The organism is Streptosporangium sp. H16 (assembly GCF_051918855.1).
Taxonomy (GTDB): domain Bacteria; phylum Actinomycetota; class Actinomycetes; order Streptosporangiales; family Streptosporangiaceae; genus Streptosporangium.
Map to the genome: position 1 here is coordinate 1 of NZ_JBPXMD010000011.1, position 12899 is coordinate 12899.

Annotated in this window: 11 protein-coding genes and 1 tRNA gene; 6 read left to right on the forward strand and 6 right to left on the reverse strand. The window is 65.3% G+C overall.

What is annotated here, in order from left to right:
• Positions 1 to 300 precede the first annotated feature (300 nt).
• Entirely contained in the window at positions 301 to 1134 is an 834-nt protein-coding gene (locus ACTOQ2_RS19560; protein WP_440101124.1) for a hypothetical protein, read from the forward strand.
• A gap of 3 nt (positions 1135 to 1137) precedes the next feature.
• Here the strand turns inward: ACTOQ2_RS19560 and fxsT are convergent, their stop codons facing one another.
• Together fxsT and ACTOQ2_RS19570 are read right to left on the reverse strand one after the other, a co-directional pair.
• On the reverse strand, positions 1138 to 3657 hold the full coding sequence (gene fxsT, locus ACTOQ2_RS19565) for an FxSxx-COOH system tetratricopeptide repeat protein (protein ID WP_440101126.1): 2520 nt from the start codon (positions 3655 to 3657) through the stop codon (positions 1138 to 1140).
• Positions 3658 to 3743: 86 nt separating this feature from the next.
• Entirely contained in the window at positions 3744 to 4178 is a 435-nt protein-coding gene (locus ACTOQ2_RS19570) for a hypothetical protein (RefSeq protein WP_440101127.1), read from the reverse strand.
• Positions 4179 to 4592: 414 nt separating this feature from the next.
• On the opposite strand from ACTOQ2_RS19570, the gene ACTOQ2_RS19575 reads away from it, so the two are divergent.
• The gene (locus tag ACTOQ2_RS19575) at positions 4593 to 5117 is read left to right on the forward strand and encodes a hypothetical protein (RefSeq protein ID WP_440101129.1); all 525 of its coding nucleotides are present in this window, start codon (positions 4593 to 4595) and stop codon (positions 5115 to 5117) included.
• Positions 5118 to 5330: 213 nt separating this feature from the next.
• On the opposite strand, the gene ACTOQ2_RS19580 is transcribed toward ACTOQ2_RS19575, so the two are convergent.
• Together ACTOQ2_RS19580 and ACTOQ2_RS19585 are read right to left on the reverse strand one after the other, a co-directional pair.
• Positions 5331 to 5419: transfer RNA gene (locus ACTOQ2_RS19580), tRNA-Ser, on the reverse strand.
• A 119-nt stretch (positions 5420 to 5538) separates the two neighbouring features.
• A complete protein-coding gene (locus ACTOQ2_RS19585) occupies positions 5539 to 7974 on the reverse strand; it encodes a nucleotide-binding protein (protein ID WP_440101131.1) in 2436 nt (811 codons plus the stop codon).
• A gap of 117 nt (positions 7975 to 8091) precedes the next feature.
• Between ACTOQ2_RS19585 and ACTOQ2_RS19590 the strand changes: the two genes are divergently transcribed.
• Positions 8092 to 9048, forward strand: coding sequence for an NAD(P)H-quinone oxidoreductase (locus ACTOQ2_RS19590; protein WP_362688571.1), 957 nt, complete (start codon positions 8092 to 8094; stop codon positions 9046 to 9048).
• Between the two features lie 4 nt (positions 9049 to 9052).
• The gene (locus ACTOQ2_RS19595; protein ID WP_440069610.1) at positions 9053 to 9568 is read left to right on the forward strand and encodes a bacterial proteasome activator family protein; all 516 of its coding nucleotides are present in this window, start codon (positions 9053 to 9055) and stop codon (positions 9566 to 9568) included.
• A 173-nt stretch (positions 9569 to 9741) separates the two neighbouring features.
• Here the strand turns inward: ACTOQ2_RS19595 and ACTOQ2_RS19600 are convergent, their stop codons facing one another.
• Positions 9742 to 10542 (reverse strand): HAD family hydrolase, encoded by an 801-nt coding sequence (locus ACTOQ2_RS19600; RefSeq protein ID WP_362688565.1) that lies wholly within the window; start codon positions 10540 to 10542, stop codon positions 9742 to 9744.
• A 237-nt stretch (positions 10543 to 10779) separates the two neighbouring features.
• Here ACTOQ2_RS19600 and ACTOQ2_RS19605 point away from each other — a divergent pair, with 237 nt between their 5' ends.
• On the forward strand, positions 10780 to 10983 hold the full coding sequence (locus ACTOQ2_RS19605; protein ID WP_012886943.1) for a cold-shock protein: 204 nt from the start codon (positions 10780 to 10782) through the stop codon (positions 10981 to 10983).
• Positions 10984 to 11048: 65 nt separating this feature from the next.
• Here ACTOQ2_RS19605 and ACTOQ2_RS19610 read toward each other — a convergent pair whose 3' ends face one another.
• Positions 11049 to 12200, reverse strand: coding sequence for an FAD-dependent oxidoreductase (locus tag ACTOQ2_RS19610; RefSeq protein WP_440101134.1), 1152 nt, complete (start codon positions 12198 to 12200; stop codon positions 11049 to 11051).
• A gap of 105 nt (positions 12201 to 12305) precedes the next feature.
• Between ACTOQ2_RS19610 and ACTOQ2_RS19615 the strand changes: the two genes are divergently transcribed.
• Positions 12306 to 12851 (forward strand): TetR/AcrR family transcriptional regulator, encoded by a 546-nt coding sequence (locus ACTOQ2_RS19615; protein ID WP_440101135.1) that lies wholly within the window; start codon positions 12306 to 12308, stop codon positions 12849 to 12851.
• Positions 12852 to 12899 lie beyond the last annotated feature (48 nt).

Consider the following 12899-nt stretch of genomic DNA (forward strand, 5'->3'; position numbering starts at 1 on the left):
GAGGCGTCACAGCCCGGTATATCGCCTGGCATGGCCTATCGCAGCAGATGTACAAATCCGAGGTTAAACAACAAGCTCAGCGAACTTAGGCGAAAGATCGGTTGTAAGAGACCGCCTGTGATGCCCTTGCTCCAGGATAAGCGGCAGGAGGCGCCCGACTTCGGCACCTGCAAGGTCACGCATGTTGCAATACTGTGCTCTTCATTTCACTCTGTTCTCAGCCGTCGCGCCAGACTCAGAAATGTTTGCTGGGGCCTCACATACTTGCTACTGTTTGTCGCAACAAGGAGTTGGACGAGAATGACTGACGTGCGTGAAGCCATTGCCAAATCGGTGGATTTCGAGAAGTCCGAGCGGCTTGTGATACGCCGGTTGGAGTCATTGCAAAATCCGGCCGACCTAGTGAACTTTGTGCACAAATATACTGTATTCAATGGATGCTTCGCGGGTGGAGTTGCAGGACTAGCGGGCAGAATTCACATGATGGACTCCGTGTTCAGACACTCGGGCACGGCGATCAGTGCTTGTTCTGGTGTGGCTAGTGTAATAGCGTCGCATGTCTTCTTCGCTGCCGAGGACGAATACTCCGACCGGGATACCGAGGCCAGGATAACTCATCGGCAGTTGGGGCAGACCTTCCTCCTTGGCGTCCTTGACTACTTCGAGGTGGACCACACTGGATTCGACCAGATGTTTCCGCTGGACGCCGACTTCGGTCAACTCCTCGCGGATATCAGAGCCGCCTACCTGCTGCCCTGTTCTGCAGTCACCGAACATGACATCTTCGCAGCAATGGGCTTTCATATCGGAGCCGAGCTCTTGGCCGATAGAGAGTTCAATATAATCGATAAGTTCTTACATCTCCACTATCCCGGCCTCACCGCTTATCTAGAGGCGTATACGACGCCACAGAACCCGATTCCGGCATACCAGTGGGTAAGCCTTCACACCTTTGTCGAGGAGGAGCATCTAGAGCATGCCTACCTGGCGGCGGAAGTAGCGTTCGCCCACTATGCAGGAGACCTTTCAGAAGAGGCAATAATGGCCCGAACCATCCAAGGTTTTCGCAGTTTCCTGGATGTTCAGGCGGCATTTTATCACAATTCTGAAATGAAACCGACTGACACCCTCTGACCGCTATGAAACGCGGTTCGCTTTGATGTGGATCGTAGTCGGATGGTGCGGCCCGATCGTTCGCTCGAAGATTTGCACCGCCCTGTCCAGCAAGGGGAGAGCGGTTTTCACCTCTCCTTCGCTCAGCAGCACTCGAGCGATATTATTAAGAGTGATTGCGGTTTCGATGTGAAGCGACCCAAGGACTTTTTCGCGAATTTGCAGGGCACGGTGGAAGAGTTCTTTTGCTTCTTCCAACCGCCCCTGACCCTTTAGGATCAGGCCGAGGTTGTTAAGGCTGGTGGCGGTATATGGGTGATCGAAACCTAGCGCTCGCTCGTAGATGGACAGTGCGCGCTCGCACAGAGGCTGGGCAGAAGAGAACTCTCCCTGGTCGTACAGCAGGCGTCCCAAGTTGTTCAGGCCGGTACCGGTATAGGGATGCTCAGGGCCCAGTACGCGCTCGTATATGCTGAGTGCCCGCTCGAACAGGGGGCGAGCGGCGGCGAGTTCTTCTTGGAACTGGAGCAGGCTCGCGAGGTTTCCCAAACTTTGACCGGTGCGTCGATGGTTGGGGCCGAGAATGCGTTCGCGGATGTCTAGAGCCCTTTCGCAAAGGGGTCTCGCAGCTGTGAATTCGCCGAGGTCTTGGAGCAGATTGGCCAGGTTGTTGAGGCTGGTGGCGGTATCCGGATGGTCGGAGCCCAGAACTCGTTCCCGTATGTCCAGGGCCCGCTCATACAGCGGACGGGCCGCGGCGAACTGGCCGAGGTCTTGGAGCAGACTGGCCAGGTTGTTGAGGCTGGTGGCGGTATCTCGGTGGTCGGAGCCCAGAACTCGTTCCCGTATGTCCAGAGCCCGCTCATACAGCGGACGGGCCGCGGCGAACTCTCCTCGATCTCGCAGAAGCAGGCCGAGATTATTTAGGCTTTCAGCTGTTAATGGATCTTCACTACCTAGAATTCCTTCGCGCAATTCAAGGGCGCGCTCGAAGAGATTTTTCGCCTGGTCCATCTGTGCTTGAGCCTGCCGAAGACGTCCTAGGTTGTTCAGGCTGGTGGCGGTGTCCGGATGGTTGGCTCCCAGGACGCGCTGACGAATGTTGAGCGCCCTTTCGCACAGGGTCTGCGCACCCTCAAGATCACCGCTGTCCTGAAGCAGCACTGCCAGGTTGTTGAGGCTGATCGCGGTATCCGGATGGTCCCGGCCGAGGGTCTGCTCGCGTACCTTAAGTGCTCGTTCGTGTAAGGGCTTTGCGGCTTCGTATTCGGCACGTGCCCAAAAATATGTGGCAATGCGGTTGAGAAGTTCACTGCTGTAGATGGGCCAGAGACCAGCCTTGAGCGACAAGTCCACCGCGCTCAGAACGTGCGGCGCGAGTTCGTGGCAAATGCCCCAGTTCACGGGCTCCTTGGCCGCGGCCGGCACAGTGATTATCAGCGTGTCCAACGCACGCTCCGTCCAGACACTTTGAGTACCGTTAACTTCCACCGAGTAGCGAACGACCTCTTGCACCAGTCGGTGAATACTCAATCGATCAACCTGTCGAGTGACCAGTGAATACCGACGTAGAACCGCGATTGCACGGTTGGCTTTGAGGTCATCGCTCAAGGCGTTGTTCAAGACCTCGCCGAGCTTGTCAGCCCTGGCCCCTGTTCGGAGCAGGTGGATAGGTATCTCATCGGGCCCTAGGAACGCACACAGCCGCATTAGGTCGGCTGCCGCTGGTGAGCGTTGTTCTACTCGTTGGAATGCGACCTGCCAAGTGCGCGCTACAGGTTCCGGGTGATCTTCTGGGGTTCCCTCTTGCAGGAGTTCGGAGGACGCCTGCGCAAGTAGCCTGAGGTAGCCGGCCAGTTGCTCCCCTGTCTCGTCCAGATAGGCGCTGGCCTGTTCGAGCGCTAATGGCAGACAGCCGAGCCGGTCGCATAGGGCCTCTGCGGAGATGACATCGCTCTGCCCAGTACGGGCCAGTAGAAAGCGGGTGGCGACATCAATCGGCAACGGCCCCAATTCCAACCGCACGGCCCATATGGGGACCCGTGTGGTGACCAGGATGTGCCCGCGAAGGCCAGGGGGGAGCAGTCGATTAACGGCCTCAAATGCCGGTTCATCAAGATTGTCGATCACAAGCAACCAGTGCTGATGGTTGCTCAGCCATGAGACGACCGCTTCGATAATCAGCTCTTGGTAGATCAGCTCCCGCTCTGGGAGGTTCAGTCGCCACGCCAGGCTGGCCAGATCTCCGGTGAGCGTGCTTGCCCTGTCGCCTCTCAGCCAGAAAGTGCCGTTGTGATAGTCGGCCCTGTTCCGTTGAATATATTGGACAGCCAGCTGCGTCTTTCCGACGCCGCCGAGCCCGAACGTCGCCACGCGGCCGTGCTGGAGTAGTGCCTGTCGGAGTTTGGTCAACTCCTCTTGGCGGCCGGTGAAATAGACGATTGGGTCGGGTGGGACTCCGGTCCTGGGCTCGGGCGGACTAAGGCGTGTCACCGGTGCGTTCTCTGTAGATGCCACGTTGATCGTGATGTTATGGGCAGCCACTCGATCGAGATCGACGAGAGATCGCGGAGGGAGGTCGGTGGCATCGGCTTGGGCAGCTGCGGATGCGCGTTCCGTGGCAGCCGCCCTCAGGGTTTTGGGTCAGCCCCCCAGCCGTGTTGAATATCAGAGATAGATATTCCGCCTTTGGTCTGGACGTCCTGTGCCCGCACGCCACCGACTACTCGCGCGATCGTGATGAACTCCGCGCGAATAGCATTAAGGTCGACCCCTAGGGAAGCCGCAGACTGCGGGTCTTCCCTCTCCACCGTTTCGACCAGTGACCTAGCAGACTCCAGTAGTTCGGCGTCCTCAAGGGCGCCGCGTTCCACTAGATCCGCCGAAAGGGATTCCCGTTCTGTTGCTGAACCGGCGTTCTCTTCCAACGGCCGAAGATCCAAGGTTGGATATCTGGAGGTCAGGAGATTGCGGATTGCATTGTACGCGTCGCGAACAGCCTGCGTCGCGCCTTCTTTGAGCCCAGCTCCTGCGCCGAGGATGATTGCTGCAGTAAGCGGATCCATGTGCACCGTTCCAGTCTCACGGGAAGTTTGGATCTTGAGGCGTACTCCATCTAGAACGCTACCCTAGACCTTGATCGTAGAAACGCATTGCAACGGATAATCGCAGACGTCCGACGCTAGCCGGACAAAAAGGGGGAGACGAGAACGGCCCTTAACCGGCGTATGCGCTAGCCAAGGGCCGTTTCTACTGCTCACCACGGCTCCGGCATCCGAACCTGGCTATGAGCCGCGGATTTACAACGGACCGCCGATTTTCACTGTATGGCGCCCTGAAGTGCACAGACGCGCATCTGCCAGCTCTAGCGATTTAGATCATTCCACGCATATTGCGTTTTGCCGTCCCACTCGGGGGTTCTTATCAAGATCGACCAGGCGCTCGTCGGCCGGCTCGATTCAATCCCTTGTGCATCCCCGTTGCATGTCGGTCGCTTCAGCCACCTCCCGGCGACGGGCTGGGGGTGGCCCGTCCTGGCCAAGTCCAAGCCGTGGACGAACAAGAAGTGGACCGACAGTGGTGAGGCTCACGACGATCGGGGCCTGAAGCACCGGGCCGAGGACGAAGGCCGTCCCGTGCCGGTCCCGCCCGAGCTGGTGGCCATCCTGCGCGAGCACATCGAGGAGTTCGGCATCCATGAAGACGGCCGACTGTTCCGGACCTCGCGCGGCGGAGTGATCTCCATCGGGACCTACTGCGAAGTGTGGAAGGCGGCGCGAGCCTTCGCGTTGACTCCCGAACAGCAGGTCTCACCCCTGGCGGCCCGGCCGTACGATCTGCGGCACGCGGCGGTGTCCCTGTGGCTCAATGCCGGGGTGGCGGCCCCTGACGTGGCGGAGCGGGCGGGGCACGGGGTGGACGTGCTGCTCAAGGTCTACGCCAAGTGCATCGACGGTGGCACGGAGATCGCCAATCGCAGGATCGACGATGCATTGGCCGCATGATCGATCACACGTGGAAGAGGCTCCGGAGTCCCCGGGGCCTCTTCTCTTTTTCCCGGCGCGACCTGCGCGGATGCGACCAACATCATTCCGCGTATATTCCGCGAACACCGACTCAGAGCCGCTCAGAGCGGCATACGGCTGCACACCCCGGAAACGATCAACGGCGCCTCACCGAGGCCAAGTGCCTGGTCAGACGCCGTTTCTGATGCTCAGCGGAGAGCGTGGGATTCGAACCCACGAGACCGGTCACCCGGCCTAGCGGTTTTCAAGACCGCCGCCATCGTCCACTAGGCGAGCTCTCCTGGCGACACGTCCGGAGAACGTGTCAGATTGCACCCTAGTCTCTCATTGACCCGGGCGTGCCCGGACCCGGCGGGCGCCTCGTCCCCGATTCGGGGACGAGGCGCCCGCCCGGTGTGAGTCAGGGCTGGGGACCCGCGAAACCGTCGCCGACCGAGGCGGCCAGGCGGAGGTAGGACTCGCGGGTGCCGGGCTGGAGCCTTTCCAAGTCGATCTCCGCGCCCTCCTCAAGGTGCGGGTCGTAGGGGACGCGGATGACGGCGCGGCAGCGGGCCGCGAAGTGGGCTTCCAGGCGGTCGAGGTCGACGGTCGACTTCGAGCGCGGACGGACGCTGCACAGCACCACGGTCGCGGAGCGGACGAGCTCCTCGTAGTGGTGGGCCTCCAGCCAGTCGAGGGTCGCCGAGGCGGCGCGGGCGCCGTCCACGGAGGGAGAGCTGACCAGGACGAGCTGGTCGGCCAGGCCGAGCACGCCGGACATGGCCGAGTGGAGCAGGCCGGTGCCGCAGTCGGTGATGCAGATCGAGTAGAAGTTCTCCAGCACCTGGGAGACCGACTGGTAGTCGGCCGCGCTGAAGGCCTCGGACACCGACGGGTCACGGTCGGAGGCGAGGATCTCCAGGCGCGACGGGGCCTGGGAGGTGAAGGCCCGGATGTCGACGTACCTCTTGATCTGCTGCCGCTCGTTGAGCAGGTCGCGGACGGTCGCGGAGGTTTCGAGCTCGACCTTGTCCGACAGGGTGCCCCGGTCGGGGTTGGCGTCGACCGCGATGACCCGGTCGCCGCGTACCTGGGCCAGCGTGGCACCGAGGCCGACCGTGGTCGTGGTCTTGCCGACACCACCCTTGAGGCTGAGTACGGCGACGCGGTGGTGGCCGGTGGCCACCGGAGTGCGTGCGCGGCCGACCAGCTCCCTGCGACGACGGACCTCCGGGGACTCGCCGGGCTTGATCAGCCCGGCCGACGCCTTGTAGACCAGCTTCCGCCAGCCACCGGCGGGCGCGTTGCGACGGCCCCTCAGCAGCGACTCCGGGTCCAGGCTGTCGGCGGACTGCCGGGGAGCCGTGCCCGGAGGCTGCTGCTGCCTGGCCGGTGCGCCGAAGGCGGGTGCCGGGGTCGTCTGGCGGCGGCGTGCCTGATACGGCTCCCGCACCGGTTCGGCCGCGTCCCGTCCCGGCGCGAAGGGGCTCTCCCGTTCCACGCGCTCCTGGGACGAGTCCCGCTCGGGGGCGGGGGGCGCGTCCCGTCCCGGCGCGAAGGCCGTGGGGCCGGAGAACGCGGCGAACCCGGAAGAACCGGAAGAAGACGGAGCCGAGCTGGAACGCTCCGTGCCGAAGGAGCCACGGGAGCCGGGGGCGGTGTCCGTACCGAAGGAGCCCGCAGAGGACTCCGGGCCGAACGCACCCGAGGTCGCGGGACGCTCCGGCGCCGCGGCCGGTTCCGGCCGGTCGGTGCCGAAGGACTCGGGAGCCCGGAACGAGTCGGCGGGCTCCGGCTTGGGCTCGGAACCGGACGCGGGGACGGGTGCCGGAACGGGTTCGAAGCGATCCGAGTCGGGTTCGAAGCGCTCGGGCGCCTGCCTGGGCGGCTCCTTCACCACCGACGTCACCGTGGACTCGAAGGACTCGAAGGGTTCGAAGATCGTACGGTCACGGTCGTGCTCGGCACCGGCGGCGGGGAAGCGGTCGGCCTCCGCGGCACCTGACGAGAACCGGTCGCCACCGTCGGACGCACCGGACGTGCCGGTCCCGGACCCACCGGATCCGGTCGTGCCGGACGCCGACCGGTCGGCCTCGGCGGTTCCGGCGGTTCCGGCGGTTCCGGCGGTTCCGGCGGAGAAGTCTCCGCCGGTCGAGGAGCCGGTGGAGGAGAAGTCCTTGCCGCCCGAGGTGGAGCGCGTGCCGCCGCTCCCGAAGGAGAAGCGGTCGGAGTCGGTACCGCCGAACTCCGTGCCGCCGAAGGTGAACCGCTCGGTGTCCGAGGACGACGGCTTGGGCGGCTCCGGGTCGGAGGGCTCGGCCGAGGCGGAGGCAGGAGCGGGAGACGTGAAGGGTTCGGCCGGCTCCGCCTGGCGCCGAGGTTGCTCGAACAACCCGCGGGACGGCTCCTGGGCGGGCGCCGCGAACGGGGTGCGAAGGTGCGGCTCGGTGAAGTCGGCGACGCCGTGGTCGCCGGTGTCGCCCTCCTCCTGGCGCGGCAGCGGCTTGAGCGGCGCGAGGAAGCCGTCGTTGTCCTGCTTGCCGGATACCGGAGCGGGCACGGTGAAGGAACTCACCGTGTCGGAGGCCTCCATCCACTCGGCCGCGTCGGCGTCCTCCACCGGCGGGTCGGCGACCGGGTGAGCCGAGTCGACGGCCGCGCGGAACAGCGGCGAGGACGTCGTGTCCGGCTCGGTCGGGACCAGACTCCAGGGGTCCTTCGGGTACGGCGAGACGACGGCGTCGTCCACCGCGCCGGCCTTCACCGCCAGGGCGGGCGCCTCCTCCTCCTGCTCCTTGATGGCGTCGAGCCATGCGAGCTGTTCCTCGAGAGATTCCTCACGATCGTGTCTTGCCACCGTGTTCCCCCTCGGGATGGGCATAAAAGGGCAGCAAACACATAGCAGGTTAACGCCCTGTGTTCCTGTCAACGCGAGCAACCACCAAGTTGGGGCTCAGCGGATACCTTTGCTCACATGCGCGCCATCGTGATCGATAAACCAGGTGGACCGGAAGTGCTGACGTGGCGGGAGGTTCCCGATCCGCTGCCCGAACGCGGCGAAGTCATCATCGACGTGGCCGCCTCCGCGGTCAACAGGGCCGACGCGCTGCAGCGTCAGGGGCTCTACGACCCGCCCCCCGGCGCCTCGCCGTACCCGGGCATGGAGTGTTCCGGCGTGGTCGAGGCGGTGGGTCCGGACGTCGAGGGGTTCGCGCCGGGTGACCGGGTGTGCGCGCTGCTCAGCGGTGGCGGTTACGCGGAGAAGGTCGCCGTTCCCTGGCAGCAGGTCATGCGGGTGCCGGAGGGCGTCGACCTGGTCGAGGCCGCCGGGCTGCCCGAGGTGGCCTGCACGGTCTGGTCCAACGTCTTCATGACCGCGCGCCTGCGGAAGGGCGAGACCCTCCTCGTGCACGGCGGCGCGAGCGGGATCGGCACGATGGCCGTACAGCTGGCGAAGGCGTTCGGCTCGCGCGTGGTCGTCACCGCCGGGTCCCCCGAGAAGATCGACCGCTGCCTGGAGCTGGGCGCCGACGAGGGGATCGACTACCGGCGGGAGGACTTCTCGGAGAAGGTCAAGGCCGACGTGGTCCTCGACATCATGGGCGGCAAATACCTTCCGGGGAACATCAGGGTTCTCAAGACGGGGGGCCGGCTGGTCGTGATCGGCCTGCAGGGTGGCGCGAAGGGCGAGCTGAACCTGGGAGCCCTGCTCGCGAAGCGGGCCTCGGTGTACGGCACCACGCTGCGTTCCCGGCCCGTCGACGAGAAGGGGGCGATCGTGCGCGGGGTCGTGGACAACGTCTGGCCCCTGCTCGACGCCGGGGCCATCCGGCCCGTGGTGCACGCCCGGGTGCCGATGAGCGACGCGGCCGAGGCCCACCGCATCCTGGAGTCCGGAGAACACATCGGGAAAATCCTGCTAGTAAGTTGAGGCTATGAACGCTGAGGAGAGCACTCCGCACATCGTGGTCGTGGGTCCCCAGGGCTCCCAGGGCGAGGAGGAGGGTGAGAGCCGGTCGATCGCCGACCTCGTCGAGCAGCCCGCCAAGGTGATGCGCATCGGCAGCATGATCCGCCAGCTCCTCGAGGAGGTCCGGGCGGCTCCGCTGGACGAGGCCAGCCGCAAGCGGCTCAAGGAGATCCACGAGAGTTCCATCAAGGAGCTCGAAGACGGTCTGGCACCGGAACTGGTCGAGGAGCTGGAACGGCTCTCATTGCCGTTCACCGAGGACGTCAACGGCACCCCGCCCAGCGAGGCGGAGCTCCGGGTCGCCCACGCGCAGTTGGTCGGCTGGCTCGAAGGACTGTTCCACGGCATACAGACCACGTTGTTCGCCCAGCAGATGGCGGCTCGCGCCCAGCTGGAGAACATGCGCAGGGCTCTGCCCGGCGGCATGTCCCTCCAGCAGCAGGAGGGCCCCCCTGGCGGCAACGCGGGTCCCTACCTGTGAGGCCCCCGCACGATCTGTAAGGCCCCCGCGCTGTAAGACCCCCGCACGACACACCCACCGGCCCGCCGAGGGGCGCGGTGAAGGCTCACGAGCCGGGCGGAGAGTCCGGCGGACGCCGCCGGCTCCCCGATCGCGAAACTTTCACCGGGCTTTCTGAGAGCTCGCGGAGCCCGTCACGATCTGTAGAGCTCCTCAAGAACCCCGGCGACCCCGTCGTCGTTGTTGGCCGCGGTCACGTGATCGACCGCGGCCAGCACCTCCGGGTGGGCGTTGGCGACGGCGTACGAGACGCCGGCCCACCGGAGCATCGGAAGGTCGTTGGGCATGTCGCCGAAGGCGATCACCTCTTCGGCCACGATGCCGAGCGTCATGGCCAGGTGGGACAGCGCCGATGCCTTCGTCACGCCGTGCGCGCTCATCTCGATCAGTGCCCGGCCGCTGGAATGGGTGGGGGTGACCAGGTCGCCGACCAGCCCGTAAACCGCCGCGTGGAGGATGTCGGGGTCCATTCTGGGATGTAGTGCCAGAAGTTTGGCGCAGGGCCGCGAGGTGAGCGTGTCCGTTCCGACGCGGCGTCCGCCGACCGCCTTGCTGTCCCATCCTCCGAGACGGAAGTCCGATTCGTGAGCGAATCCACCCTCGTATTCCACAGAGAACGCGAGGTCGGGAACCTTTTCGCGGAGACGCCTCACCACCTCTTCAAGCACGTCCGGGTGGATGAGGTGGGATTTGACGATCTGCTCACTGTGCAGGTCGTAGACGAGGGCTCCGTTGGCGCATATGGCCAGCCCTCGATGGCGCACGGCTCCCGCGACCATGTGCATCCAGCGAGGTGGCCTGCCGGTCACGAAGACCAGTGTGGCCCCGGCGTTCTCCACAAGCGCAAAAGCGGCGGCCGTACGGGGGGAGACGGTGCCGTCCGAGCGCAGAGCGGTGCCGTCGAGGTCGGTGGCGACCAGCCTGGGGCTTTGCATAACACGTCCCAGTGTGCACTGTGATGGTCGGCGTGTCGGCCCCAGGGATCCGGTCCGAGGAATCTTCCTCATGGCGGGAACACGCATGCGCCGGATAGTGTTAGATGTGATGGCGTTGTATTAGCTGAATCCCGTTGTGAAAACCAGTTTGACTGAGCCACCCCGGGGCCCGCTGTACGACACATGGGGTTCATGAGGTGTGAATCCCAAAGTTTCAAATCCTGAGGGAGAGCTTTAATGGCTCAGGGAACCGTCAAGTGGTTCAACGCTGAAAAGGGCTTCGGCTTCATCGCACCGGACGGCGGTGCACCGGACGTGTTCGTGCACTTCTCCGAGATCCAGGGCAACGGCTACCGTAGCCTCGAAGACGGCCAGCGGGTCGAGTTCGAGATCACCCAGGGCCAGAAGGGCCCGCAGGCCTCGCAGGTCCGCGCCGTCTGACGCATAGACCTCTTGGTTGAACCGGAAGGCGGGGTTCGCTTCTAGCGAACCCCGCCTTCTACCTTTCACCGGTAGACCAGACCCGAGAGCCGCCAGGCGAGTCGCCGGCGGAAGGCCGGGCTGAGCGCCAGGAGTCGCAGGATCAGGTTCCTGAGCGGTCGCAGATGCCTGTTCATGTTGGCCAGCCCGGAGAGCCGCCCGGCGAAGGTGACGACCTGAAGGGCGATGGGGCGACGGGCGGCGGCATAGCGGTCCAGTGCCTCCTCCGCGCCCTTGAGAGCGATCGTGAGGGCTTCGGCCAGGGCGACGGCGTCCTGGATTCCGGTGTTCATCCCCTGCCCTCCCGCGGGACTGTGGACGTGCGCGGCGTCACCGGCGAGCAGGACCCGCCCGGCGCGGAACGTACGGGCCACGCGATGGTGGATGCGAAAGCGGGATCCCCAGAGGACCTCGCCGACCACGGCACGCTCCTTCCGGGAGCCCCGGGCGTCCAGCAGTCCCTGGACGAAGGCCACGTCGGGGGTGGGTGGCGCCTCGTCCACGGTGGAGACGATCCTGTGGGTGCCGTCGGGCAGCGGCGCGACCACGACCAGCCCGGCGGGCGAGAAGTAGAGGACGACCTCGTCGCGGGGCACGCCGCCGGTGAGGCGCACGTCGGCCAGGCTGAACGACTCCGCGTACCGCCCGCCCTCGAACGCGACTCCCACCTGCTCGCGGACCGTGCTGTGCATGCCGTCGGCGCCGACGAGGTACTTCGCGGTGACGACCGCGCCCCCGGAGAGGCGCGCGGTCACTCCCTCGTCGTCCTGGGTGAGGCTTTCCAGGGTGTACGGCCTGGCGACACGTCCGCCCAGTTCGGCGAGGCGCTCCAGCAGCACCCGCTCGGTCACCGCCTGGGAGACCATCAGCGTGTACGGGTAGCGGGTCGGTAGCCGGTCGAAGCCGACGGGCACCAGGATCCTGTCGCGGTCCCTGATGGTGAACCGCCGGGCGTGGATGCCCAGGGCCGCCAGACGCGCGGAGACTCCGAGATTCTCGAGGACCTCCAGCGTCCTGGCGTGCACGACGGCGGCTCGCGAGGTGTTGTCACCGGCCGCCTGGTCGTCGACGACGGTCACGTCGAATCCCTGTCCGGCGAGGTGGACGGCGGCGGTGAGGCCGGTCGGGCCCGCGCCGACGACGAGAACGTCCGTGGTCGTGGGAAGCGTGGGGAGCATTTCGTCCTCCTTGAGAATGCCAACGCTTGTTGGTCAACGCTCGTTGGCATAACTGTGCATCTCCGCCCTGGCGATGTCAACAGTTGTTGGCCTACAGTTGTTGGCATGCGAAGAACCTCGGAGGACACCAAGGCCGCGATCCTGACCGCGGCACGCGAGCGCTTCGCGGCGGACGGTTACGAGCGGGCCACCATCCGGGCCATAGCCTCGGACGCGGGCATCGACCCGTCCATGGTCATGCGCTACTACGGCAACAAGGACAGGCTCTTCGCCGCCGCGGCCGACATCGACCTGAGGCTTCCGGATCTGTCGGCGGTTCCCCGGGAGGAGGTGGGCAGGACGCTCGTCGCCCACTTCCTCGACCGCTGGGAGGACGACGAGGGCATGATGATCCTGCTCCGTACCGGGGTCACCAACGAGGGCGCCGCCGAGCGCATGCGCGAGATCTTCGCCGCCCAGCTCGGCCCCCTCGTCGCCCGCCTCAGCGCCGACCCCGCCCAGGCCGCGCTACGGGCCGGGCTCACCGCCACCCAGGTCCTCGGCATGGCCCTGTGCCGCTACGTCCTGCGGCTGCCGCCCGTGGTGGCCATGCCCCGGGAGGAGATCGTCGACTGGCTCGGCCCCACGATCCAGCGCTACCTCGCCGAGTGAGCGAAACGGCGAGGCGAGCGGAACAGGCGAGGCCGACGGGACAGGCAG

Bases quoted from the DNA above. Each gene is read 5' to 3' on its own strand.
- ACTOQ2_RS19560 (WP_440101124.1), top strand. From the start codon at position 301: ATGACTGACGTGCGTGAAGCCATTGCCAAATCGGTGGATTTCGAGAAG.
- ACTOQ2_RS19615 (WP_440101135.1), top strand. From the start codon at position 12,306: ATGCGAAGAACCTCGGAGGACACCAAGGCCGCGATCCTGACCGCGGCA.
- ACTOQ2_RS19570 (WP_440101127.1), bottom strand. From the start codon at position 4,178: ATGGATCCGCTTACTGCAGCAATCATCCTCGGCGCAGGAGCTGGGCTC.
- ACTOQ2_RS19610 (WP_440101134.1), bottom strand. From the start codon at position 12,200: ATGCTCCCCACGCTTCCCACGACCACGGACGTTCTCGTCGTCGGCGCG.
- ACTOQ2_RS19590 (WP_362688571.1), top strand. From the start codon at position 8,092: ATGCGCGCCATCGTGATCGATAAACCAGGTGGACCGGAAGTGCTGACG.
- ACTOQ2_RS19595 (WP_440069610.1), top strand. From the start codon at position 9,053: ATGAACGCTGAGGAGAGCACTCCGCACATCGTGGTCGTGGGTCCCCAG.
- ACTOQ2_RS19600 (WP_362688565.1), bottom strand. From the start codon at position 10,542: ATGCAAAGCCCCAGGCTGGTCGCCACCGACCTCGACGGCACCGCTCTG.
- ACTOQ2_RS19605 (WP_012886943.1), top strand. From the start codon at position 10,780: ATGGCTCAGGGAACCGTCAAGTGGTTCAACGCTGAAAAGGGCTTCGGC.